This is a genomic window from Noviherbaspirillum soli (assembly GCF_015352955.1).
Taxonomy (GTDB): Bacteria; Pseudomonadota; Gammaproteobacteria; order Burkholderiales; family Burkholderiaceae_D; genus Noviherbaspirillum_A; species Noviherbaspirillum_A soli.
Window position 1 is genome coordinate 1 of record NZ_JACYOX010000045.1, and the last position, 24,146, is coordinate 24,146.

Consider the following 24,146-nt stretch of genomic DNA (forward strand, 5'->3'; position numbering starts at 1 on the left):
GCAACATGATTTGCTGTATGGCCCATTCCCGGACTGGCTCCGGATGTCGTTTCTTCATTGCTCACTCGCTATCGCCCTCCAGGTTGTTGGATATCAGTGGATGCGACAACTAGCCTGACATAGAGGGCTTCGCCAAAAAAAGTAACCAAAAAAAGGCGACCCGGTGATCGCGCCCCGCTGCGCGGGGTGCCCGTGCCAGCGGTACCCGGAGCGGGGCGCGGCTAAACTCGCTCCACTGCGTTGCGCTCAAACAGACGCCGCACCTTTTCCCGCTCCGGGCACCGCTGACACGGCGCGCTCAACGGGATTTCACTGCAACGGCAACAGCAACTTCAAAAGCAACCGCAACTGTCGCTGCGCGTACGTCAAAAGCAACGGCAACGTTAGCCGATTCGTAGGGTGCAATACCCGAAGGGCATTGCACCGCGGTCGCAGACCAGGGTCGCATTGGCGGCCGACTCCATCGATCGACCCATGGTGCAATGCCCCTGCGGGGTATTGCACCCTACCGAAGCTACCGAAGCCGCGCTCCCTGTCCTCAGGTCCCCGCCCCCATGCAAGCCGGCTTGATATTCTTCTCCGCCGCATACTTGGCCGAGCTTTCCTCCAGCAGCTTGCGCGTCAGGGCCTTGTCCCCCACCACCCAGTCCTTCGATACCGCCACCCATTTCTTCCCATCCCACTGCTGCACCTTCACCGCGCCCGATCCCTCATGATCCTCGCATGAGGTTTTCACTGGCGGGAACATGTCGAATGCGCCCAGTTCCTTCTGCCTCGCGGCATCCACATTCAAATTCTCCAGCCCCCAGCGCACCTGCTCGCCCGTCATGGTCTTGCCCTTGCCATACTTGGCCTGGGCATTGCGGATCGCTTCCACCGACAGGATGGCGGCTGTCACGCCGCGCATGTGGTACACCGAGCCGATCCGGGTCTTGTCTTCCAGGTTGCCCTTGCCGCCGGCATAGACCTTGTTGCGGATCTCGTCCAGCACCGGGTAGTTGCCCGGCGTGTTGAAGGTCATCGTGGTATAGCCCTTGGCGGCGTCGCCGGCGGGTACGGTGTCTTCTTCCGAACCGGCCCACCAGACACCCAGGATCTTCTCGCGCGGGAAGCCGTTGCGCTGCGCGGTCTTGATGGCCACCGCATTCATCACGCCGAAGCCCCACAGGATCACATGGTCGGGATTGGCCTGGCGGATCTGCAGCCATTGCGACTGCTGGTCATTGCCCGGCGGCGCGATGGGAATCTTGATCAGCTCGAAGCCGTACTGTTTGGCCTGCTCCTCCAGCACCGGCAGCGGCTCCTTGCCATAGGCCGAGTCGTGATACAGGTGGACGATCTTCTTGCCCTTCAGCTTCTCCATGCCGCCCGACTTCTCGCCCAGGTACTTGATCATCGCGGCGGCCTGGTTCCAGTAGCTGGTGATCAGCGGGAACACATACGGGAAGACCTTGCCGTTGGCGGCGTCGGAACGGCCATAGCCCAGCGTGGTCATCGGGATCTTGTCGTTGCCTACCCGGTCCAGGATGCCGTAGGCGATGCCGGTGGACAGCGGCTCGACCAGCGAGGCGCCGCCGTTGCGGGTCTTCAGGCGCTCGTAGCATTCCACGCCGCGCGAGGCGTTGTACTCAGTCTCGCACTCCTCCCAGGTCAGCTTGACGCCATTGATGCCGCCGTTCATGTTGACCAGGTTGAAGTAGTCGATCACGCCGCCATAGAAGCCGGTGCCTCCGGCCGCATAGGGGCCGACGCGGTAGGAAAGCAGCGGCACATACTGTTCCTGCGCCAGCGCGCTGCCCCAGGCGCCTGCCAGGGCGGCGGCCAGCAATACGGTTTTCATGGTCCTCATCGTCTTCTCCTTGGTTGGGCAGCCGCAGCTGCCTGTTTTTTATACGAACGGGGTTAAGGCAAGCTTCAATGCGGGAACGGCCAGAGCCGCAGTTTCTCCTTGGTGATCTGCCACAGCCGCGCCAGCCCGTGCGGCTCGACGATCAGGAAGAAGATGATCAGCGCGCCGAACACCATCAGCTCCAGGTTCGAGGCGACCGAGGTCGGCAGGGACAGCGCATGGGCGATCACGTTGAGCAGGATGGGCAGCAGCACGATGAAGGCCGCTCCCAGGAAGGAGCCGAGGATGGAGCCGACGCCGCCGATGATGATCATGAACAGGATGCGGAAGGACAGGTCCAGGTTGTAGGCTTCCGACTCAACCGTGCCGAGGTAGGCATAGGCATACAGCGCGCCGGCCACGCCGCAGTAGAAGGAGCTCACGGCAAAGGCCAGCAGCTTGGTGCGCATCAGGCGTATGCCGATCACCTCGGCCGCCACGTCCATGTCGCGCACCGCCATCCAGGAACGGCCGACATTGGAGCGCACCATGTTCTTGGCCAGGAGCGCCATCACCGCGACGATGCCCAGGGTCAGCAGGTACTTGCTGGCCGGCGTGTCGAAGCTGTAGCCGGCGATCACGATCTTCTGCGCCGTGATCACGCCGGAGCTGCTGTAGTTGGTCAGCCAGGGGATCTTGGTCATGCACCAGACCACGAAGAACTGGGTGGCCAGGGTGGCGGCGGCGAGATAGAAGCCGCGTATGCGCAGCGACGGCAGGCCAAAGGCAATGCCCACCAGCGCCGCGCACAGGCCGCCCAGCACAAAGGCCAGCAGCACCGGTATGCCGGGGATCCGCAGCACGAAGTTGTAGGAAGCGAAGGCCCCAACCGCCATGAAGGCGGCCGAGCCCAGCGACAGCTGGCCGGCATAGCCGGTGAGGATGTTCAGGCCTAGCGCCGCCAGCGAGAAGATCAAAAAGGGAATCAGGATCGCCGAGAAGGTGTAGGGCGTGGCCCAGAACGGTACCAGGATGAAGGCGATGGCGCACAGCGCCAGCATGCCGGCGCGGTCCTGCAGGATGGGAAAGATGCGGCTGTCGGCGGCATAGGTGGTCTTGAACTGGCCTGCTTCGCGGTAGTACATGCTCAGATCCTCCGGATGATGCGTTCGCCAAACAGGCCTTCGGGGCGTACCAGCAAAAACAGCAGCGCCAGCACATACGGGAACCAGCCCTCGATGCCGCCGCCGACCATGGGGCCGATATACACCTCGGCCAATTTCTCGGAAGCGCCGATGATCAGGCCGCCGACGATGGCGCCCGGCACCGAGGTGAAGCCGCCCAGTATCAGCACCGGCAAGGCCTTCAGCGCAATGAAGGTCAGCGAGAACTGCACGCCATTGCGCGCGCCCCACAGCATGCCCGCCACCAGCGCGACGAAGCCGGCCACGGCCCAGACGATGGCCCAGATGTGCTGCAGCGGTATGCCCACCGCCAGCGCGGCCTGGTGGTCGTCGGCCACCGCGCGCAATGCGCGGCCGATCTTGGTCTTCGAGAAGAAGAAGGCCAGCGCCGCCACCAGCACGGCGCAGATGCCGGCAGCAGTCAGGTCGAAGCGCGACACCACGATGTTGAAGCGCTCCATCAGGGACTCGATCGGCACGTCCTCGATGCCGAGGTCCAGCCGCTGCACCTGCGCGCCCCACAGCATCTGCGCCAGGCCCTCGATGAAGAAGGCCAGGCCGATGGTGGCCATGAACAGGGTGATCTCGGGCTGGTTCACCAGCGGCCGCAGCACCAGCCGCTCGATCGCCAGTCCCAGCACCACCATCACCGCCATCGTGATCGGCACCGCAAGCCACAGCGACAGGCCGAAGCGGTTGACGATGGACACGCAGGTCAGCGCCGCGAAAAACACCATCGCGCCCTGCGCGAAGTTGAACACGCCGGAGGCCTTGTAGATCAGCACGAAGCCCAGCGCCACCAGCGCATACATCACGCCCGAGAGCAGCCCGCCGATCAGCACTTCAAAGAAGAAATTGATGTTCATGCCGCTTCCCTGTTCTAGTGGGCCACGCCGAGATAGGCATTGATCACGTCCTGGCTGCTGCGCACCTCGTCCGGCGTGCCGTCGGCGATCTTCCTGCCATAGTCCAGCACCACCACCCGGTCGGAGATATCCATCACCACGCCCATGTCGTGCTCGATCAGCACGATGGTGGTGCCGAACTGGTCGTTCACGTCGAGGATGAAGCGGCACATGTCCTGCTTTTCCTCCACGTTCATGCCGGCCATGGGCTCGTCCAGCAGCAGGATTTCCGGCTGCGCCGCCAGCGCCCGCCCGAGTTCGACACGCTTCTGCAGGCCGTAGGGCAGGCGGCCCACCGGCGTCTTGCGGATATGCTGGATCTCCAGGAAGTCGATCACCTTTTCCACTTCCCTGCGGTGCGCGATCTCTTCCTTCTGGGCCGGGCCCCAGTACAGCGCCTGCAGCAGGAAGCTGGACTTCATCTTCAGGTTGCGGCCGGTCATGATGTTGTCCAGCACCGTCATGCCCTTGAACAGCGCAATGTTCTGGAAGGTGCGGGCGATGCCGCTCCTGGCCGCGGCATAGGTGTTCATGCCGCGCCGCTGCTGGCCGCGGTAGACGATCTCGCCCTTCTGCGGGCGATAGACGCCGTTGATCACATTAAGCATCGAGCTCTTGCCCGCGCCGTTGGGGCCGATGATGGCGCGGATCTCATGCTCGCGCACATCGAAGGAGATATCGGTCAATGCCTTGACGCCGCCGAAGGACAGCGAGATGTTCTTCAGGTCCAGGATCACCTCGCCGATGCGGCGGGTGCCGGGCGCCGGGAAGTCGGCGATGCCGGGTTCGGTTACTGCATTCATGCGGCCTCCCTGACCTTGCCCTTGGCTATTGCCGCGCCGCCGGGCTGCGCCTGGCCATGCGGCTTGACGTCGCGGATCTTCAGGTCGGCGCTGACCATGCCCTGCCGCCCGTCCTCGAAACGCACCTGGGTCTCGATGTACTGCGATGGCCTGCCTTCATACAGCGCATCGATCAGCACCGCGTACTTGTCGGCGATGAAGCCGCGCCTGACCTTGCGGGTGCGGGTCAGCTCCTCGTCGTCCGGGTCCAGCTCCTTGTGCAGGATCAGGAAGCGGTGAACCTGCGAGTTCGACAGCAGCGCATCGGCAGCAAGGTCGGCATTCACCCTGGCCACGCAGTCGGCGACCAGGTCGTAGACCGCGGGCTGGGCGGCCAGGTCGGTGTAGCCGCTATAGGCCAGGCCGCGCCGCTCGGCCCAGTTGCCCACCGCATCCATGTCGATGTTGATGAAGGCCATGCAGCGGTCGCGGCCATTGCCGAAGGCGACCGCTTCCTTGATGAAGGGGAAGAACTTGAGCTTGTTCTCGATGTACTTGGGCGCGAACAGCGTGCCGTCGGCCATCTTGCCCACGTCCTTGGCGCGGTCGATGATCTTCAGGTGGCCATCGGCATCGAAGAAGCCGGCGTCCCCGGTGTGGAAATAGCCGGCGGCGTCGATCGCTTCGGCGGTGGCGTCGGGCCGCTTGTAATAGCCGCGCATCAGGCCGGGCGAGCGCACCAGCACTTCGCCGCTGTCGGCGATGGTTACTTCCACGCCGGGCATGGGCTTGCCGACGGTGTCCAGGCGCACGTCGCCGGAGGACTGCATGCAGACCGTCACGCAGGTCTCGGTCATGCCGTAGAGCTGCTTCAAGTTGATGCCGATGGAGCGGTAGAAGTCGAACAGGTCGGGGCCGATCGCCTCGCCGCCGGTGTAGGCGGTGCGGATGCGCGACATGCCCAGCACATTCTTCAGCGGGCCATACACCAGCAGCTCGCCCAGGCCATAGGCCAGCCGGTCCGTCAGCGATACATTGCCTTTCTTGTCCAGTATGCGGATGCCGACCCGGCGCGCCAGCTTCATCGCGCTGTGGAACATGCGGCGCTTGAACCAGCCGGCATCCTCGATGCGGATCATCACCTGCGTGAGGATGTTTTCATACACGCGCGGCGGGCCGAAGTAGTAGGTGGGCCCGATCTCGCGCAGGTCGGTCATCACGGTGGCCGGCGACTCGGGGCAGTTCAGGCAGAAGCCGCCCACGTGCGACATCGCAAACGAATACAGGAAGTCGCCCACCCAGGCCAGCGGCAGGTAGCACAGCACGTCGTTGCGCTCGTCGAGATGGTCGAACTCGGTCAGCACCCGGGCGGTGGCGATCATCGCGGCATGGGTATGCAGCACGCCCTTGGGCTTGCCGGTGGTGCCGGAGGTGTAGAGGATCACGGCGACGTCCGACGGCGCGCCCTGGTTCACCTCGTTCATGAAGAAGTCGGGGTGAGTGCGGTCGTATTCGCGGCCGATCTGCTGCAGCCTTTCATAAGCGCAGAGTTCGGGCTGCGCGTAGTGGCGCATGCCGCGCTCGTCGTCGTAGACGATGTGCGACAGGAGCGGCACGGTTTCCTTGATTTCCAGCAGCTTGTCGACCTGTTCCTGGTCTTCCACCACCGCGAAGTCGATCTCGGCATTCTCCAGCACGAAGGCCATGTCGGCCGCCGGCGCATCCTGGTACAGCGGCACCGGCACCCCGCCCAGGCATTGGGCCGCCGACATCGCCCAGTACAGCCGGGGCCGGTTGTCGCCGACGATGGCGAGGTTCATGCCGCGCTTGAAGCCGATGGCCGCCAGGCCGCAGGCCAGCGCCCGCACTTCGTCCGCCACCCGGGCCCAGCCCCAGGTCTGCCAGATACCGAGGTCCTTTTCGCGGAATGCCGGATGCTGCGGCCGCGTCTGCGCATGCCGCAGCAGCAGCCGCGGGAACGTGTCCGCCGCGTGTTGTGTCGTCTCCACCATGGCCTACCTTTGATCAGTATGGTCCGTGTGCCGAGTCTGTCCTGCCTGGCTTACAGTTGACTTACGAAATGCCAACGCGGCGCCAGGCGGGTGACGCTGAATTTTTATGCGATGATGATAGGCCCGCCGCCGGCCGCTGGTTGTCATCCGCGGGACAATTCCACCCACTTTCGATATTGCGGCGCACCATGTCCAGCCTCAGACCCTCGTTCAAGGAAGTGCTGGTCCACACCATGTGGGCCAAGTCGCTGACGCCGGCGCAGATGGCGCGGGTGGAAGCCGACATGATCGAGCGCGACATTCCCGCCGGCGGCTATGCCTGCCGCAAGGGCGATCCGGTGGAGCACTGGATGGGCGTGACCGACGGCCTCCTGAAGATGAGCAGCGTGTCGCCGGAAGGCAAGACCGTGACCTTCACCGGCATGCTGGCCGGCGGCTGGTTCGGCGAAGGCTCGCTGCTCAACAGCGAGCACCGCAAGTACGACGTGGTGGCGCTGCGCGACAGCCGCCTGGCCCTGATGCCGCGCGCCACCTTCCAGTGGCTGCTCGACACCAGCATCCCGTTCAACCGCTTCCTGTTGAACCAGCTCAATGCCAGGCTTGGCCTGTTCATCTCGCTGGTGGAATATGACCGCATGCTGGAGACCGACGCCCGCGTCGCCCGCTGCCTGGCGTCGCTGTTCAATCCCTACCTGAACCCGATCGCCAGCCGGCAGCTGCAGATTTCTCAGGAGGAAATCGGCTACCTGTGCAGCACCTCGCGGCAAAGGGCGAACCAGGCGCTGCAACTGCTGGAGCGCGAGGGTTTGCTGAAGGTGGAGTATGGCGGGGTGACGATACTGGATATGGATGGGCTGCGCAGTTTCAACGCTGCTTGAAGCCCCTGTTCCGGATCATCGCGGCAATTTCCCTGACCACCGTATCGCGATTGCTGTTAAAGACGAAGTGCTGGCTGTCCGGCACCGTCACCTGACGGTTCGTGGGCGACTGTCGTGCGATCTTTTTCTGGATTTCCTGCCAAAGCGCTTCCGTTTCCTGCGCCGGGAACTGGTGGTTGTCTGCCGAGATGACCAGCAGGGGAATGTCCGGAAATACTGTGTTTTCCTCGATCTGCTTCACCGAAGACACAAAGCCCAGTTCTTCGAAGTAACTGACACTGCCTTTGCGGATCGGGCTCCGGTTCTCGAATGGGCTGTCTGTCCGGGGTTCAAACGCGCTGGCGGCGTCGATCAACACCAGTCCGAGCAATTGCTGTGGATAGGCGTGCGCGAAGTACTGGGCATATAAGCCACCCATCGAATGACCGAGCAGGATAATCCGCTGCGATGGTGCGATGCGCTGCAGCAGGTGATGCAGTCTTTCGGCGCTGTCCCTTGCGGTAACTGGCTGCGTCAGCGGGTGGCTGTTGAAGCGACTCCTGCCTGAGCCTATCCGGTTATAAGTCAGCACGGAAGCGTAGCGGTTAAGCTCCCCGATGAATCCGCGATCCCAAACCTGCATGCTGGTGCCTTGCGCGGCATCCAGTACCAGCAGTGGACCGGCTGCCGGATACATGCAGTATTCCAGCTGGTAGTCGGGGAAACGTTGCACGCCGCAATGCGCTGCCGCATGGAGGGCCGGGGGTGTGAAGACGGCGAGCAATAGCAAAGTGAGCTGGAAGATCGAGCGCATGGGCAAAGCCTGGACGTCGCAGGCAAATTGGGGAAGTAGCAGGGACTTTGTGCGCGGGCCAACCGGTTTGTTGCCTGTTCAGGCGAACATCGCGCAACAGGGCTGATCTATGCCATGCGACCAAATGACGAAGGCGGCGTGTGTCAAGTCCTAGCTGATAGAGCATCACATTCCTGCCGGCAACTGGTTCGGCGAAGAGTATTACTGCACGCATGCTTGTCTGCAAACAGGCATGCCAGCCCTTATTGGCGGTTCCAAGCGTTGGTTATAGCGTCCATAACCAACGTACGACATGGAAGAATACCGGTGCAGCAAAGCTTAGCGAGTCTAACCTGTCCATATAGCCACCGTGCCCAGCAATGGATGTTCCCCAGTCTTTTGCACCCAGTGAGCGCTTCACTGCGGACATGACCAAACCACCTAATGCGCCACATACCACGATCAATAAAGTCAAGCCCGCCGCCGTAAAGGCATCGAAAGGAGTAATGAAATGCAGACCGGCACCGATCAGCATGGTAGCCACACCTCCACCAAGCAAGCCCTCCCATGTCTTCGCCGGACTGAGTCTAGGAGCCAGTGCATGCTTCCCAAATAGCTTGCCGAAGAGATACTGCATTACATCGCTTATCTGAACGATGAAGGTGAAAAAAAATAAGAGTTGTGCGCTGTGACCTTCAAAACCAGGAATAGTTAGCATCAGCAGGGCTGGCGCATGGCTTACTCCATATATGCAGACCATGGCTGCGAAAAGGATGCGTGCATTACGCGACAGGAAGTCCTCTGTATCCTGACTAAGGGCGCTGGCAGCCGATACGAGCGCAAAAACATAAACCGGAATGAAGATCGAAAACATGCCATACCACTGGATGCCCAAGAGCCAGTACTGTACAGGCAACGCTACATAAAAGGTGATGACAAGGGGCCAGTAGTCGCTTTTGCCGGTAGGGGTAAGCGTCAGGAATTCTCTGAGCGCCATCAGGGAAGAAAAGGCAAATACCATAATTGTCGCGTAAGGACCGAGCACCAAGGCGCTGAAAAGTACTCCGGCCATCAGCCACCATGCTTTTATACGGGCATTCAGATTGTTAACCGTCTGATTTATGCCAGCAAACTTAACATGCAGCATATACCCTGAGAGCGACGCAACAACGAGCAGGGCCAGCAACAGGATCCCTGTCTGTTTGAAGGCCGAGGTCATCATGATCAGCTCCCCGCAAAGAGGCTGGCAAGATCGCACACAGCCTGATGCGCTCGCACGAGAAATTGGTCCTTGTCCTCGGCTTCGTTGTTATAGACAGGTACGCCAAAATATGTTCGGCACAGCAGTGGCAAGGGAAGCAGGCCCCCTTTGGGCAGAGCGCGATGCATGTTTTCCTGGTACACAGGTACCAATGCGAGACCAGGCCTGTTTTTTGTCAAATGAAACAGGCCTGTTTTGAATGGGCCTGGCAACCTGGCCTGCAACCGGGTGCCTTCAGGGAAAACAATGAGTGAAGCGCCGTCGTCCAGCGCTGTCTCCAGTGGTGCAAGCGCATCCTTGCCACCCATGTCGCGGTCTATAAGCACGGCGTGCAGAAGCTTGCGCGCAACGTGGCGGCGCAGGCCCGACTTGTCCCAGTAGTCCAGCCCGGCTACTGGACGGGTCAAGTCACGCAAGGACGGCGGCAGGGCAGCAAGCAGACTTAGCGTGTCAAGATGACTGGTGTGATTGGAAAAGAAAACGTACTGTCCGTTCAGCGCATGCGCAAAGTGCGGTTTGGCGTTGAATATGGCACGGTGCGTGGATAGCAGTAGATCCCTCTGTAGTCGATCAAGGCTATTCATGGGCTATCCCTTCGCTTCGTTTCAATGCTGCGCATAGCCGCAATGTTCGTGCAATGCAGGTGACTAGACTGAGAGACGCTATCAGAATCAACCCAGTGGCAAGGATCGGAATACCAGTACCAAGTGGCGGTACAGGAGCGACTATGCACAGCACTGTTAAGGTCGCCATGCGCTGCTGCTTGGCCATCGGACCGCCAAAGTCATGACCAACTCCACATGCAGCGCCAAATACCCTTACATAGGCAGTTAGGGCAGCCATCAGCGCGGCCAGCCAGCCAAGTTCGGGCCATCCAGCCGCATATCCGGCTGCCGCAAGAAAGAGAGTGTCGGCAATTCGGTCCGGCAACTCATTGAATACCGGCCCGAGCGCATTGGCTTTTCCATGTTCGACTGCGACCATGCCGTCAAGAAGATTGCAAAGGAGGCGCGCCTGTATGCACAGGGCGGCAAGCCACAGCAGCCAGCCCCCTACCAGCAGACTGGCAGCGCCTGCTGCAGCGAACACGATACTGGCCAACGAAATGTTGTTGGGTGTAACGCCGCCGTCAGCAAGTCGCTGCGCGACATAGCGGACCCATCGGGCGGAGCGTATTTGCAGCGGTCGACGGTCATTGTCAGAGGAATTCATAGAACGCAGGTCAAAAGCAGCAATAGATTAATCAGGCCAGGACAACCGATCTTCCAAAGGAAGCATCACGGTATGCGTGACGTGTGTCTGGGCGGGTAAGGGTGATTACAGGGCGCTGCAAAACGCTATGCTTGCGCTGAAATGAAAAACTGGCAGAGAGCTTGAGGGCGTTTCGTAGCTACGAGAAATGATGTTCAAAAGCACTAACATTTTAATTGCCGGTAATGTGTAGCTTGTTTCTGTTGCCGACGGCCGCTCGGAAATTGAATCAGGCTGCTTGGCCCTACGTTCTAGCAAGTAATGGAAAGGTATTTTTCCAATTGCCTTTTAGGGTGTTTCTTTGGATTTCAGTGATATCCCGCACTAACTAGGCTGCTGCATTGCCTCATACTCTGCCTGATGGCTTTCCGCTCATGCCGGAACTGTTCATTTCCGGCGCTGTCCGTTGAAAGAGGGAAAACAACAGAAGAGCTCATGTCACTGCAATCTTTTCGTCTATCAATCCGTTTCATTCTCCCGCTCGCCCTGGCGCTGGGCCTGTTCGCCTATGCGGTGGTGCCGCTCGTGGATGACATGACGCTGCGCTGGTTCGTGCGCGATCTCGATGCGCGGTCGCAGATGGTGTCGTCGGCGCTGCAGGAGCCGTTGCAGGAATATGTGCCGCGTGGGGAAGACCGGCGCATTGCCCAGCTGCTGGACCGCTCGGTGCAGGAGGGGCGGCTGTCGTCGCTGGCGTTCTGCAGCCCGCAGGGCACGCTGGTCTACAAGACCCTGGGTTATCCGGATGCGCTGGGCTGCCCGCCCAGCAATTACACCCAGCCAATGCGGCAGTCGCTGATCACGCTGCCGCGCGGCGTGCGCATTCATGTCACCGAGAGCACATTGCGCAACGGCGCCCAGTACCTGGGCAAGCTGATCCTGGTGCATGACATGAGCTACATCGAGCGCCGCAGCGCCGATGCGAAGAAATATGTGATCGCATTGTTTGCGCTGCTGGCGGTGGTGGTGTCGCTGATCACGGTGTTCGTTGCCCACCTGAGCTGGCGCGGCTGGATCAACTCGATGCGCCGGCTGCTGCGCCCGAGCGTCAATGCGTCGCCGGCGCAGAATGCCAACGCGCCGCCGGAAGTGCAGCCGCTGGTGAGCGACCTGCGCGCCCTGCTGCATGAGTACAACGTCGAGCGGCGCAGCCAGGAAAACTCGGCGGCAGTGTGGAATGCCGACAAGCTGCGTGCGCTGCTGCATGACGAACTGGCCGGCGATGAAGTGCTGGTGGTATCGAACCGCGAACCCTATATCCATACCCGTACCGCCAATGGCATCGAGGTGCGCCGCCCCGCCAGCGGCCTGGTGACCGCGGTGGAGCCGGTGATGCGGGCCTGCTCCGGCACCTGGATCGCCCATGGCGCCGGCAGCGCCGACCGCGAGACGGTGGACGACCATGACCGGGTGCCGGTGCCGCCGAAGAACCCGGCCTATACCTTGCGCCGGGTCTGGCTGACCAAGGAAGAGGAGCAGGGCTATTACTACGGCTTCGCCAACGAGGGCCTGTGGCCGCTGTGCCATATCGCCCATGTGCGGCCGGTGTTCCGGTCCTCCGACTGGGACGAATATGTGAAGGTCAACCAGCGCTTTGCCGATGCGGTGATTGCCGAAGCCCATACCGAAGACCCGGTGGTGCTGGTGCAGGACTATCACTTCGCGCTGCTGCCGCGCATGGTGCGCGAGAAGCTGCCGCGCGCCACCATCATCATGTTCTGGCACATTCCCTGGCCCAACCCGGAGTCCTTCGGCATCTGCCCGTGGCGCGAGGAAATCCTGGAAGGCCTGTTGGGCAATACACTGCTGGGATTCCATACGCCCTTTCACTGCAAGAACTTCCTGGAAACCGTGGACCGTTATCTCGAAACCCGCATCGAACATGAAGCCTCGACCATTTCCTATGGCGGCGACCTGACCCAGGTCGAGCCCTATCCGATCTCGATTGCCTGGCCGGAGGAGCCATACGCCGAGACCATCGAGCAGTCGCGCGAATCGGTGCGGCGCGAGCTGGGCCTGCCGCGCGACCACCTGATGGCCATCGGCGTGGACCGGCTCGACTACACCAAGGGCATCCTGGAGCGCCTGCAGGCGGTGGAACGCATGCTGGAGCTGCATCCTTCGATGGCCGGGCGCTTCACCATGGTGCAGATCGCCGCGCCCAGCCGCACCTCGCTGGAGGAATACCAGAACCTGGAAGCTCGGGTGCGGGCGCTGGCCCAGCGGGTGAACCTGAAGTATGGCGCCAGCGGCATCGACCCGATCGTGCTGAAGATCGAGCACTACGAGTCCGACCAGGTGATGCGGTACTACCGCGCGGCCGATGTCTGCGTGGTGACCAGCCTGCATGACGGCATGAACCTGGTGGCCAAGGAATTCATCGCCTCGCGCGACGATGAGCGCGGCGTGCTGATCCTGTCGCAGTTCACCGGCGCGGCGCGCGAATTGCATGAGGCGCTGATCATCAATCCGTATCACGTGGAGCAGGGCGCCGACGCGCTGTACCGGGCGCTGACCATGCCCGAGATGGAGCAGCGCGAGCGCATGCGCAGCATGCGCAGCCTGGTGCGCGACTTCAACGTCTATCGCTGGGCCGGCCGCATGCTGCTGGACGCGGCGCGCCTGCGCCGGCGCGAGCGCATCACTGCCAAGATCCATTCCCACAGCCGCCGTTCGCTGCGCAGGGTGATGTGATGAGCGACCTCTTCGACCCGGCAGGCATGCGCCGCCTCGACCAGATCGTGCAGCCCGGCATGCTGTGCGTGTTCGACTTCGACGGCACGCTCTCGCCCATCGTGCCCCAGCCCGACAGCGCCTGCCTGCCGCCCGAGGTGCGCGAGCGGCTGGTGCGCCTGACCAGCCTGGCTCCGGTGGCCATCCTCACCGGCCGCTCGCTGACGGACATCCACAAGCGGCTCGGCTTCGAGCCGCATTACGTGGTCGGCAACCACGGCCTGGAAGGCGTGCCGGGCTGGGAAGCCAGAAGCAGCCGCTATGCGGCCGACTGCGCCGCATGGCGGCAGGCGCTGGAGCTTGCGCTGCGCGACCGGCAGCGCTTCGATCCGGGCATCCGGCTGGAAGACAAGCGCTATTCCCTGTCGCTCCATTACCGCATGGCGCGCGATCCGGCGCTGGCCGAGCGTCGGCTGTCGGCGCTATTTGCCACGCTCTCCCCGCCGCCGCGCGTCGTGGCCGGCAAGTATGTCTACAGCCTGATGCCGCAGGATGCCACCCACAAGGGCCACGCGCTGGAAGAGCTGATGCAGCAGACCGGCGCGGCCACTGCGATCTACGTGGGCGACGATGTCACCGATGAGGATGTGTTCCGTCTGAAGCGGCCCGACCTGCTGACGGTGCGCATCGAGCCGCATCCCGACACCGCCGCCGAATTCCACCTGCCGGCCATGCCGGACATCATGCGCCTGCTGGACGAGCTGGTATGCCGGCTCGCGCGGCAGTCGCAGGCACTTTCCAACAGGACTACCGCATGAATACACTCGACCTCGGACTGATCGGCAACTCCCGCACCAATGCACTGATCGACAGGAACGCTTCCATCGTCTGGTGGTGCTATCCCTACTTCGACAGCGACCCGCTGTGCAGCGCGCTGCTGCAGGGCGAGCGCAAGGAAGACGGCCACGGCAGCATCGACGTGGTGTTCGAGCATTCCCGCCTGGTGGAGCAGCGCTACGAGCGCAACTCGGCGATATTGGTGACCCGCTTCCAGGACGATGCCGGCAATGCGATCGAGGTGACCGACTTCGCGCCGCGCTTCCGGCTGCACGGCCGCATGTTCTCGCCCTCGATGCTGGTGCGCATCGTGCGCCGCACCGCCGGCCGGCCGCGCATTGCGCTGCGCGTGCGGCCCTCGGTGGACTATGGCCGGGCGCGCGCCGAGACCCGCTGCGGCGCGCATCATATCTCCTATGTCGGCTCGGCCCAGTCCATGCGCCTGACCACCGATGCCGCCATTACCGCGATCACCGATGAAAAGCCGTTCTTCCTGCAGGACTCGGTGACCCTGCTGATGGGGCCGGATGAAACCGTGGCCGGGTCGGCGCGCGAGGTCGGCCGTTCCTTCCACGAGCAGACCCTGGGCTACTGGCGCAACTGGGTGCGCAACCTGGCCATTCCCTTCGAGTGGCAGGACGTGACGATCCGCGCCGCCATTACGTTGAAGCTCAATGCCTTCGACGATTCGGGCGCGGTGATTGCCGCGGTCACCACGTCGATTCCCGAAGCGCCGCACAGCCGGCGCAACTGGGACTACCGCTTCTGCTGGCTGCGCGACGCCTACTTCGTGGTCAATGCCCTGAACAGCCTGGGCGCCACCGGCACCATGGAGCGCTACCTCGACTACATCCTCAACATCATCGCCGACAGCCGCGACGCGCCGCTGCAGCCGGTGTACGGCATCCGGCGCGAGGCGGTGCTGGAAGAACGCGAGGAGCCGCACCTGGCGGGCTATCGCGGCATGGGGCCGGTGCGGGTCGGCAATTCGGCCTACTTCCAGGTGCAGAACGATGTGTTCGGCGCGGCGGTCATGGCCAGCACCCATGCCTTCTTCGACACCCGCATGGAGCGGCCGGCCGGGCACCAGATGTTCCAGGACCTGGAGCGCCTGGGCGAACAGGCCATCCTGAACTACAACGTGCCCGACGCCGGCATCTGGGAGCTGCGCGGCCAGAAGCGGGTGCATACCTTCTCCAGCATGATGTGCTGGGCCGCCTGCGACCGCCTGGCCACCATCGCCGCGCGCCTTGGCCTGGACGAGCGCGCCGCCTACTGGGGCGGCCATGCGCAGGAAATCCATCGCGTGATCTGCGAATCGGCATGGAACGAGGAGCTGGGCAGCTTCGTCTCCACCTTCGGCGGCGACCGCCTCGATGCCAGCCTGCTGCTGATGGGGGAATTCCAGTTCCTGGCGGCCGACGATCCGCGTTTCGCCAGCACGGTGCGGGCCACCGAGAAGCACCTGAAGCGCGGCGAATTCCTGCTGCGCTATGACGAGGAAGACGATTTCGGCCTGCCGGAAACCGCCTTCCTGGTCTGCACGCTGTGGTGGATCCTGGCGCTGGCGCAGATCGGCGAGAAGGAAAGGGCGCGCAGCCTGTTCGAGAAGGTGCTGGACCGCCGCAATCATCTCGGCCTGCTGTCGGAAGACGTGGCGCCCGAGAGCGGCGAGATGTGGGGCAACTTCCCGCAGACCTACAGCATGGTGGGCCTGATCCAGTGCGCTGCCCGCCTGTCGATTTCCTGGGACGACGCTTACTGATGGGAGCAAGCATGAACAAAGCAAGCCTGGTGGGCGCCCTGGACATCGGCGGCACCAAGATCGCGGCCAGCATCGCCAATGCCGACGGTCCGCTAGCCCGCGTGACCGAACCCACGCCCAAGAGCGGCACGCCGGATACGGTGGCGCGCCAGTGCATCGCCATGCTGCATGCGGCCTGCGACCAGGCCGGCGTGCCGCGCGAGGCGATCGACGCGGTGGGCGTGTCGTCGGCCGGGCCGTTCGCGCAGGTCGACGGCATGCTGGGCCTGGCCTCGCCGAATATCTGCGGCGGCCAGGCGCAGTCCGCCGACCTGCCCAACGACTGGGTGGTGATTCCGCTGGAGGGTCCGCTGCGCGAGCAGTTCGGCAATGTGGCCATCGAGAATGATTGCGTCTCGGCGCTGGTGGCCGAACGCACCTTCGGCGCGGTACAAGGCGAACCCAACTGCGTGTATGTGACCTGGAGCACCGGCATCGGCTTCGGCTTTTGCGTGGACGGCCATATCCTGCACGGCAAGCACGGCAACACCGGCCACGCCGGCCACATGCTGATGAGCGAATCGTCGGACGCGCTATGCGGCTGCGGCAACCGCGGCGACCTGGAGGCGCTGATCTCGGGCCGCAACCTGGCCAACCGCCTGGGGCAATCCACCGCCGACGTATTCGACGCCGCCCGCGACAACGAGCCGGCGGCAAGGGCCATCGCCGAGGATGCGGCGAGGTGGTTCGGGCGTGGGCTGTACAACGTCGCGGTGGCATTGGATACCCGGGTGTTCGTGGTGGGCGGCAGCGTCTGGCAGCATCATGGCGACTGGCTGCTGCCCATGGTGCGGCGGGAGCTGGATACGCGGATGCATGCGCTGACCGAGGGTGTGGAAATCGTGCCGGCCGGGCTGGGTGGACTGGTGGCGGACTTTGGGGCGTTTGCGCAGGTGATGCCGCAGGAGTGGGTGCAGGCCTGGCGCGAAAAAGCGCCCTGGAAGGCGTAGGGCGTAATACCCCGAAGGGGCATTACGCCGTTCCACCACCCTCGCGCTCACGACAGCGCCACTTCCCCCGCTGCCGCCGAACGCGTTCCCTGCACCGGCGGATTCGACGCGCCGCGATAGGCGAACACCACCGATGCCTTCATCCGGTCACTGTCGTTGCGGCCCGCCGCATGGAACAGCTTGCTGTGGAAGAGCACCACGTCGCCCTGTTCCAGCACTGGCGCGACGCCTTGCGCAAAGAGGGCCTGGTTCTGCGGCACTTCCGGCCGCAGGAAATCGAGCGCATCCATCTGTTCGGGGGCGAGGGGAATCCGGTGCGAGCCGGGGATGAACTTCAGCGCGCCGTTGCCGGCCTCTTCATGGCCGAGCGCCAGCCATACCGAGATCAGGTTGGGGCGGGTGTAGGACCAGTAGCGGATGTCGCGATGCCAGCCGGTGGCGGTGCCGAAGTGGGGGTGCTTGGTCATGATGCAGTTGTGATGCGCCAGCGTCAGCACCACGTCTTCCTGCAGCAACTGCTTCAGGCCGCTGACCAGCACCGGGTTCTCGGCCCAGTCATGGAAGCAGGCATCGCGCTGCCAGGCCGCGCGCAGCCTGCGCGCGGTGCGGCCCCCCGGCGCATCCAGCGACGCCGGCGCGCCTTCGTAGCCAACTTCGGCTTCGTATTCCAGCGGTGGCACTGCGCGCGCCAGGTGGTCATTGGTCACCGCCAGCATGCGTTCGCAATCGGCCGGCGCCACCATGCGAGGAAGGATCAGATAGCCATCGGCTTCAAACTGCGCGATCTGGCTGGCCGAGAGCGGCGCGGAATTCGGGATGTTCATGGCATTCGTCAGAAGAGCGGAGCCATCATTATCGCGCCTGATGCCGGGTTACAACAATCGGCAGATGCATTGCGCCCTGCCCTGGCCTCAACGGTCGCGCTGGTAGGCGGGAAGCGGGGTGCCGCAGTCCTTGCAGAACTTGGCGTCGGCCTCATGGCCTTCGGACAGGCATTCCGGGCAGGTGCGGGTGGTGGTAAGCCGGAACAGCCGGCTCTGCATCGTCATTTCCGAACTGATGATGCCCGTCGGCACCGCCAGGATGCCCCAGCCCAACAGCATCATGATCGATGAGATCGCGCGGCCGATGTCGGTCTTGGGCACGATGTCGCCGAAGCCCACCGTGGTGATGGCGGTGATGGCCCAGTACACCGAGGTCGGAATGCTGGTGAAGCCATTGCCCGGCCCTTCCACCACGTACATCACCGTGCCCAGCAGCAGCACCACCATCATCACCACCGACAGGAAGATCAGGATCTTGCGCCGGCTTGCCAAGAGCGCCCGGGTCAGCATGCCGTATTCCTCGACGTAGGACGTCAGCTTCAAAATGCGGAAGATGCGCAGCAGGCGCAGGATGCGCACGTCCAGCAGCACATGGGCGCCCGGCATCATCATGGCGAGGTAGGTAGGCAGCACCGACAGGAAATCGATGGCGCCGAAAAAGCTGGTGGCGTAGCGCAGCGGCCGCCGCACGCAGTACAGCCGAGCCAGGTATTCCACCGTGAAGAGCAGCGTGAAGAACCATTCCAGCACGCCCAGCACGTCGCCGTGGCGTGACGATACCGCCTGCACGCTGTCGAGCACGACGACCGCCACGCTGGCCAGGATGGCGACGATCAGCGCCAGGTCGAAGATGCGGCCGGCGCGGGTGTCGGCCTCGAAGATGACGGTGTAGAGACGGGCGCGCAAGCCTTCGGACGGTTTGCCGAACTGGTGGCCCGGATCGGCCGGCGTGGTCGTGGCCGGGTGTTTGCCTGCATGCATGGGCATCTGGGTGGACGATGGATGGAAGGGCAAGTATAGCCGCCGCCCGCCGGCGCCGGTTTGCGTCGTTCAGGCCGCCCGGTAGAACAGCGCAAGCCAGACGCTGTCGGCGTCGGGCGTGGTCCATTCCACGCGGTGCCGGCAATGCGCGGGAATCGTCACATGCATGCCGGGGGCCATGCGCAGCAGCCGGTCGCCTTCCTCGAAGCGCAGCGTGGCTGCGCCCTGCAGCAGCAGCACCCATTCATGCTCGTCCTGGTCGTACCAGAAACCGGCCGGCGAATGCTGGCCGTGGGAAACGATGCGCTCCAGCCGGAAGGCGCCGCCGGCCAGCAGGGTCTGCATGACTTCATCAGGCAGGGCCGGGGGCAGGTCGCTGCAGAAATGTCCGGGGTTTTCCATGGCGGCCATTATGCGTCAAATCAATGCGGGCGCAGGTAGCTGCACGCTGGCAGAACTACCGGCGGGGCCTCACTTCTAATTGGCTCTTTTTCCAATTCAACAAGAAACGCGGCGGACACCTGTTCCCTGCACACCTGGAGAAAACAATGAATGACATCACCACCGACAGCAGGCGGGAAGCCACGCCCGAGCGTGACTTCTCCGCGCTTGATCCGGGAAGCGCGCTGTCCAGACACCCGCCCGGCAGCGAGTTCCGCTACGAGGCACCGTCACGCGATCAGCTTTCCTCCCTGGCCACCGGCGCCGGCATGGTGATCCTGGGCCTGGGCATTGCGCAGTTGCTGGCGCCGCGCCAGGTGGCGCGCTCGACCGGCATCCATGCGCATCCATCGCTGGTGCGCGCTTCCGGCGCGCTCGGCGTGGCCAGCGCGGTCAATATCCTGAACAAGGGCAGGCCGGCGCCGCTGGGACTGGCGCGGCTGGCCTGCGTGGGACTTGAGCTGACCCTGCTGGCACGCTCGGCCATGCATGCCGGTTCGTCCGGGCGCCGCATCCGGCTGGCCCTGACCGGCGCCGGCGTGGCCACGGCCGCGATGCTGGACATGAGCGCGGCGCTGGCGCAGACGGCCCGCCAGACCATGGGCGAGCGCAGCACCGCATCGGGCGCGATGGCGGTGGAAAAATGCATCACGGTCAACAAGTCGCCGGAAGAGTGCTATCGCTTCTGGCGCGAGTTCGACCGCTTCCCGGAATTCATGGAGCACCTGGAGGAAGTCAGCAAGGTCAACGACACCCGCTCGCACTGGAAGGCCAAGGCGCCGGTCGGCTCCAGCGTGGAATGGGATGCCGACATCACCGCCGATCAGCCGGGCGAACTGCTGGCCTGGCATTCGGTGGAAGGCGCGGATGTCGACAATGGCGGCACGGTGCGCTTCGAGCGCGCGCCGGGCGGACGCGGCACCATCGTCCGGGTCGAAATGCAGTACAAGCCGCCGGGCGGCAAGGCCGGCGCGCTGGTGGCTAAACTGTTCGGCGAAAACCCGCTGCAGCAAATGGATGCCGATCTTCGCCGCTTCAAGCAGCTGATCGAGACCGGCGAAATCACCACCACCGAAGGGCAGTCGTCCGGCCCGCGCAGCACCATGGTCAAGCTGATCAGGAAAGGGGTACCGGGATGAGAGCCTTATGCTGGCATGGCGCCAAGGATGTGCGGGTCGACAATGTGCCCGATCCGAAGATACTCAATCCGCGCGACGCGATCCTGAAGATCACGTCCACCGCCATCTGCGGATCCGATTTGCACCTGTACGATGGCTATATCCCCACCATGGAAAAGGGCGACATCCTGGGCCATGAGTTCATGGGCGAGGTGGTGGAGCTGGGCAGCGCAGTGACCAACCTGAAGATAGGCGACAGGGTGGTGGTGCCGTTCCCGATCGCCTGCGGCAATTGCTACTTCTGCGAGGAACAGCAGCATTCGCTCTGCGAGAACTCCAATCCCAATGCCGCGATGGCGGAAAAGATGTGGGGCCATTCGCCGGCCGGCATCTTCGGCTATTCCCATCTCACCGGCGGCTATGCCGGCGGCCAGGCCGAGTACGTGCGGGTGCCGTATGCCGACGTCGGCCCGATCCGGGTGCCCGACGGCCTGGACGACGAGAAGGTGCTGTTCCTGTCCGACATCCTGCCCACCGGCTACATGGCGGCGGAGAACTGCGACATCCGGCCCGGCCATGTGGTGGCGGTCTGGGGCTGCGGCCCGGTTGGCCAGTTCGCGATCCAGAGCGCCTATCTGCTGGGCGCGGAGCGGGTGATCGCGATCGACCGCTTCCCGGAGCGGCTGCGCATGGCGCGGGAAGTCTCGCGCGCCGAGACCATCAACTATGAAGAGGTCAATGTGCTGGATGCGTTGAAGACCATCACAGGCGGCCGCGGCCCGGATGCCTGCATCGACGCGGTCGGCATGGAAGCGCATGGCGTCGGCCTGGTCGGCGCCTACGATCGCGTCAAGCAGGCGATGATGCTGGAAACCGAGCGCCCGAATGCGTTGCGCGAGGCGCTGATGGCCTGCCGCAATGGCGGCGTGGTGTCGATTCCCGGCGTCTACGGCGGCTTCCTGGACAAGATGCCGATCGGCTCCTTCATGAACCGCTCGCTGACCTTGAAGACCGGCCAGACCCATGTCCAGCGTTACCTGAAGCCCTTGCTGGACCGGGTGCAGGCGGGGGAGATCGACCCCAGCGTGATCATCACCCATCGCATGCCGCTGGAGCAGGCGCCGGATGCCTACCGGATGTTCCGCGACAAGCAGGATGAATGCGTGAAGGTGGTGCTGAAGCCTTGAAGACCTGAGGCGCCTGGCAAACGGTCCCTGGCGTCGGCTGCATGCCTGCCCGGGGACCGCTGCCCGCATCCTGTCAGTTGCCTTCCGCAAGCGGGGAAGAATGCCCGCGCCGGTGTTGCCCGATCCAGGCGCGGCACCGGCGTGGCGCAACGTCATGGCGACGCCCGCCACTCAAGGCGCCATGAACCCGCTCTCCGATCGCCCGGCCCAGCCGCCGGCCCAGGCAACCATGCCTGACACCAGCCCGCAGCCCAGCGGCTCGCCATCCACCGCGCCGCTCTGGCGCCATGTCGCGCGGGGCGCATGGATCACGCTGGGCGCCTTCAGCCTGCCGACCGTGCTTTCTCCCTGTTTCAGGGGGCTGCTGTCGCCGCGCGCCTTTGCGCTGCGCACGCTGCTGGGCGGCTTTATCTATATCGACATGATCCAGCCGCCGCAGCAGGTGCGCTTTGCGCCGGCGCCCGCGCCAGGCCAGGAGGTCGTGGCGCTGACGCTGGGCATGACGCCTTACATCGCCGCCTTCTATGCGCAGGTCCGGCTTGCCAATGGCTTGTGCAGCCGCGCCGGCAGCCCGGGCGCGCAAATGGCCGCGGCCAGCCAGCGCCTCTGGCACCGGCTGTGCGGCCTCATGCCGACGCGCCTGGCGACGGCGGCACGCGGCTATCCAATCAATTTCGTGCTGGCGCGGATAACGGCGCAGATGCTGGCGGTCGGTGCCGGCAGCCTGATGTCGGCGTGCTTCCATCATGCCCGCGGCGCGCGGCTGGAACCGGTGCCGCGGCCCGCCAGCATGCCGTCGCTGCGGCAGCGCATCCAGGCCAATCCCGCCGCCTATCTGGCCTGCGGCCCGGCGTTTGCCTCGTCGGTCTGGCTGACGTTGCGGCTGGACCGTGCCGCCGCCCGCGCTGGCGGCACGCTGCCGCCGGGCCTGGTGGCCTTGCTGGCAAGCCATGTAGTGGCGGCCTGCATCGCCACGGCGCTGATCCATCCAGGGCCGCTGGCCGCACACAATTGAGACGACGCAAACGGGATGGAATGCGCTTGCTTCTGGTGCAGCAGGCGGACAGTCCGGGCTACTTACGGCGTCATGAAAACTCCTGATCACAACGGCGCGGCACGGCGCGCCGACCGGCCCGCAAGCATCCGTGTTTCTCGCAGCCAGGCGCATGAACCCGCGCCGCCCGCAAGCTATGTGGCGCGTGCCATGCGCACCACCTTCTGCGCATTCACGGTGCCCACCATGCTTGCGCCCTTCCTGCCGGCGCCGCTGCAGCCATTGCGGCTGCTGGCCTGCGGCGCCATCTACGCCGACCAGCAGATGCAGCCCTCGGACACGCGCTTTCATCCGCAGCCCAGCCGCCGCCGGCAATGCACGGGCATCATGCTGAGCCTGTTGCCCTTCATTCCTGCCTTCGCGCTGCAGGCGCACCTGACCGAGACCTGGTGCGCCAATCCGTCGAGCTGGGGCGGGCGCATGGCTGCGACCAGCCAGCGTGCATGGAACCGCTTCTGTCAGCGCCTGCCACGGCAGGCCGGCGCAGTCGCTGCCCGTTATCCGATCAATTTCGTGCTGGCCCGTTTCGCTGCGCAGATGGCGGCGGTCAGCACGGGCAGCATGCTGGCGCTGGCCTACCATCGGCAGCGCGGCAGCCAGCTCACCATGCGGGCGACGCACTTGCCGTCGTGCCCGCTGCGCGAACGGCTGCAGTCCAGGCCGGATGCGTATGCGATCGGGGCCGCGCCTTTCGCCGTGCCGGCCGTGCTCGACAGCCGCTTCGGCCGCGCGATACTGCAGGCGCCCGGCATGCCGCGCGCACTGTGCGGCGTGGCGATTAGCAGCGCCATCGTCGGCGCGGCGCTGGTGACGGCTGTGATGGGCTCGGAGAACAGGCCATGAACGCGGACCATGAAGCGATGCTTTTGCGGCTGTGCCTGTTGGCCGGCGTGCCGGCGGAGGAGCATGCGACGGTGGCCGGGCAGCAGGCGATGATGGTCAACGGCATGGCGGTCCAGTTCCGGCTGGAGGAATGGTCCGGCTTCGTCAAAATCTATGTCGAGGCCGGCCGGCCGGCGCCGTCGCGCCTTCCGGCCTTGTGCCAGTCGATACTGGAGCAGCAACTGGAACTGCCGGTGCCGTTCGTGATGCTGACCGCGCTCGACGCGGCCTCCGGCGCGCTGATCCTGGTCGGTTGCGCGCCCATGCCGTCGAACCGGGTGGAAGACGAGGAACTGCTCGCCTTTCTTCATGCCTGCGTGGATGGCGCCACCCTGTTGCGGCGCGCCATGGATGGAGAGGAGGACAGGGTGACGGACCTGACGGCATTCCATTATTTCTGAATGGCGATGCAGGTCTTGCAAGCCGACAGCCCATGTCGCTGCATCGCCCGCTGGCGCAGCGTGCAAGGCCTGTCGCCCATGCGTCGTTCAGAGCGCTGTCGTCAGCACGCGCCCTGAACGA

The 24,146-nt window shown here is 64.0% G+C and carries 22 protein-coding genes; 10 read left to right on the forward strand and 12 right to left on the reverse strand.

What is annotated here, in order from left to right:
• Positions 1–538: 538 nt before the first annotated feature.
• The 5 genes from IGW04_RS22495 to IGW04_RS22515 form a co-directional block, all read right to left on the reverse strand.
• Positions 539–1,849 carry an ABC transporter substrate-binding protein gene (locus IGW04_RS22495; RefSeq protein ID WP_194715341.1) on the reverse strand — a complete coding sequence of 437 codons (1,311 nt, stop codon included), beginning with the start codon at positions 1,847–1,849 and terminating at the stop codon, positions 539–541.
• 65 nt (positions 1,850–1,914) lie between these two features.
• Positions 1,915–2,973 (reverse strand): branched-chain amino acid ABC transporter permease, encoded by a 1,059-nt coding sequence (locus IGW04_RS22500; RefSeq protein ID WP_194715342.1) that lies wholly within the window; start codon positions 2,971–2,973, stop codon positions 1,915–1,917.
• A gap of 2 nt (positions 2,974–2,975) precedes the next feature.
• Positions 2,976–3,872: a branched-chain amino acid ABC transporter permease gene (locus tag IGW04_RS22505; RefSeq protein ID WP_194715362.1), complete on the reverse strand. Its 897-nt coding sequence runs from the start codon at positions 3,870–3,872 to the stop codon at positions 2,976–2,978.
• A gap of 20 nt (positions 3,873–3,892) precedes the next feature.
• Positions 3,893–4,720, reverse strand: coding sequence for an ABC transporter ATP-binding protein (locus IGW04_RS22510; protein ID WP_194715343.1), 828 nt, complete (start codon positions 4,718–4,720; stop codon positions 3,893–3,895).
• Positions 4,717–6,711, reverse strand: coding sequence for an AMP-dependent synthetase/ligase (locus tag IGW04_RS22515; protein ID WP_194715344.1), 1,995 nt, complete (start codon positions 6,709–6,711; stop codon positions 4,717–4,719). Before IGW04_RS22515 ends, IGW04_RS22510 begins: the two co-directional genes overlap by 4 nt.
• 188 nt (positions 6,712–6,899) lie before the next feature.
• Here IGW04_RS22515 and IGW04_RS22520 point away from each other — a divergent pair, with 188 nt between their 5' ends.
• Positions 6,900–7,589, forward strand: a complete 690-nt coding sequence (locus tag IGW04_RS22520) for a Crp/Fnr family transcriptional regulator (protein ID WP_194715345.1) — start codon at positions 6,900–6,902, stop codon at positions 7,587–7,589.
• Here the strand turns inward: IGW04_RS22520 and IGW04_RS22525 are convergent.
• The 4 genes from IGW04_RS22525 to IGW04_RS22540 form a co-directional block, all read right to left on the reverse strand.
• The gene (locus IGW04_RS22525; RefSeq protein ID WP_194715346.1) at positions 7,576–8,382 is read right to left on the reverse strand and encodes an alpha/beta fold hydrolase; all 807 of its coding nucleotides are present in this window, start codon (positions 8,380–8,382) and stop codon (positions 7,576–7,578) included. The genes IGW04_RS22520 and IGW04_RS22525 overlap by 14 nt on opposite strands.
• 265 nt (positions 8,383–8,647) lie before the next feature.
• Positions 8,648–9,580: a phosphatidate cytidylyltransferase gene (locus IGW04_RS22530; protein ID WP_194715363.1), complete on the reverse strand. Its 933-nt coding sequence runs from the start codon at positions 9,578–9,580 to the stop codon at positions 8,648–8,650.
• 5 nt (positions 9,581–9,585) lie between these two features.
• Positions 9,586–10,206, reverse strand: coding sequence for a lysophospholipid acyltransferase family protein (locus tag IGW04_RS22535; protein ID WP_194715347.1), 621 nt, complete (start codon positions 10,204–10,206; stop codon positions 9,586–9,588).
• Positions 10,199–10,834, reverse strand: coding sequence for a CDP-alcohol phosphatidyltransferase family protein (locus IGW04_RS22540; RefSeq protein ID WP_194715348.1), 636 nt, complete (start codon positions 10,832–10,834; stop codon positions 10,199–10,201). The genes IGW04_RS22535 and IGW04_RS22540 overlap by 8 nt, the downstream gene beginning before the upstream one ends.
• Before the next feature lie 474 nt (positions 10,835–11,308).
• On the opposite strand from IGW04_RS22540, the gene IGW04_RS22545 reads away from it, so the two are divergent.
• From IGW04_RS22545 to IGW04_RS22560, 4 genes are read left to right on the forward strand one after another with little or no spacing between them, the layout of a single operon-like run.
• Positions 11,309–13,567: an alpha,alpha-trehalose-phosphate synthase (UDP-forming) gene (locus IGW04_RS22545; RefSeq protein ID WP_194715349.1), complete on the forward strand. Its 2,259-nt coding sequence runs from the start codon at positions 11,309–11,311 to the stop codon at positions 13,565–13,567.
• A complete protein-coding gene (gene otsB, locus IGW04_RS22550) occupies positions 13,567–14,364 on the forward strand; it encodes a trehalose-phosphatase (RefSeq protein WP_194715350.1) in 798 nt (265 codons plus the stop codon). The genes IGW04_RS22545 and otsB overlap by 1 nt, the downstream gene beginning before the upstream one ends.
• Complete coding sequence (locus tag IGW04_RS22555) at positions 14,361–16,148, forward strand: glycoside hydrolase family 15 protein (protein ID WP_194715351.1); 1,788 nt, start codon at positions 14,361–14,363, stop codon at positions 16,146–16,148. The genes otsB and IGW04_RS22555 overlap by 4 nt, the downstream gene beginning before the upstream one ends.
• 11 nt (positions 16,149–16,159) lie before the next feature.
• Positions 16,160–17,137: an ROK family protein gene (locus tag IGW04_RS22560; protein ID WP_228527330.1), complete on the forward strand. Its 978-nt coding sequence runs from the start codon at positions 16,160–16,162 to the stop codon at positions 17,135–17,137.
• A 47-nt stretch (positions 17,138–17,184) separates the two neighbouring features.
• Here the strand turns inward: IGW04_RS22560 and IGW04_RS22565 are convergent, their stop codons facing one another.
• The 3 genes from IGW04_RS22565 to IGW04_RS22575 form a co-directional block, all read right to left on the reverse strand.
• Positions 17,185–17,961 (reverse strand): phytanoyl-CoA dioxygenase family protein, encoded by a 777-nt coding sequence (locus tag IGW04_RS22565; protein WP_194715352.1) that lies wholly within the window; start codon positions 17,959–17,961, stop codon positions 17,185–17,187.
• Positions 17,962–18,048: 87 nt separating this feature from the next.
• Positions 18,049–18,942, reverse strand: a complete 894-nt coding sequence (locus IGW04_RS22570; RefSeq protein WP_194715353.1) for an ion transporter — start codon at positions 18,940–18,942, stop codon at positions 18,049–18,051.
• A gap of 69 nt (positions 18,943–19,011) precedes the next feature.
• Entirely contained in the window at positions 19,012–19,344 is a 333-nt protein-coding gene (locus IGW04_RS22575; protein ID WP_194715354.1) for a cupin domain-containing protein, read from the reverse strand.
• Between the two features lie 146 nt (positions 19,345–19,490).
• Between IGW04_RS22575 and IGW04_RS22580 the strand changes: the two genes are divergently transcribed.
• The 5 genes from IGW04_RS22580 (at position 19,491) to IGW04_RS22600 (ending at position 24,025) form a co-directional block, all read left to right on the forward strand.
• Complete coding sequence (locus tag IGW04_RS22580) at positions 19,491–20,522, forward strand: SRPBCC family protein (RefSeq protein ID WP_194715355.1); 1,032 nt, start codon at positions 19,491–19,493, stop codon at positions 20,520–20,522.
• A complete protein-coding gene (locus IGW04_RS22585; RefSeq protein ID WP_194715356.1) occupies positions 20,519–21,688 on the forward strand; it encodes a zinc-dependent alcohol dehydrogenase in 1,170 nt (389 codons plus the stop codon). The genes IGW04_RS22580 and IGW04_RS22585 overlap by 4 nt, the downstream gene beginning before the upstream one ends.
• Positions 21,689–21,869: 181 nt before the next feature.
• On the forward strand, positions 21,870–22,703 hold the full coding sequence (locus IGW04_RS22590) for a hypothetical protein (protein WP_194715357.1): 834 nt from the start codon (positions 21,870–21,872) through the stop codon (positions 22,701–22,703).
• A gap of 72 nt (positions 22,704–22,775) precedes the next feature.
• Positions 22,776–23,585 (forward strand): hypothetical protein, encoded by an 810-nt coding sequence (locus tag IGW04_RS22595; RefSeq protein ID WP_194715358.1) that lies wholly within the window; start codon positions 22,776–22,778, stop codon positions 23,583–23,585.
• Positions 23,582–24,025 carry a hypothetical protein gene (locus IGW04_RS22600; RefSeq protein ID WP_194715359.1) on the forward strand — a complete coding sequence of 148 codons (444 nt, stop codon included), beginning with the start codon at positions 23,582–23,584 and terminating at the stop codon, positions 24,023–24,025. Before IGW04_RS22595 ends, IGW04_RS22600 begins: the two co-directional genes overlap by 4 nt.
• The last annotated feature ends 121 nt before the right edge of the window (positions 24,026–24,146 follow it).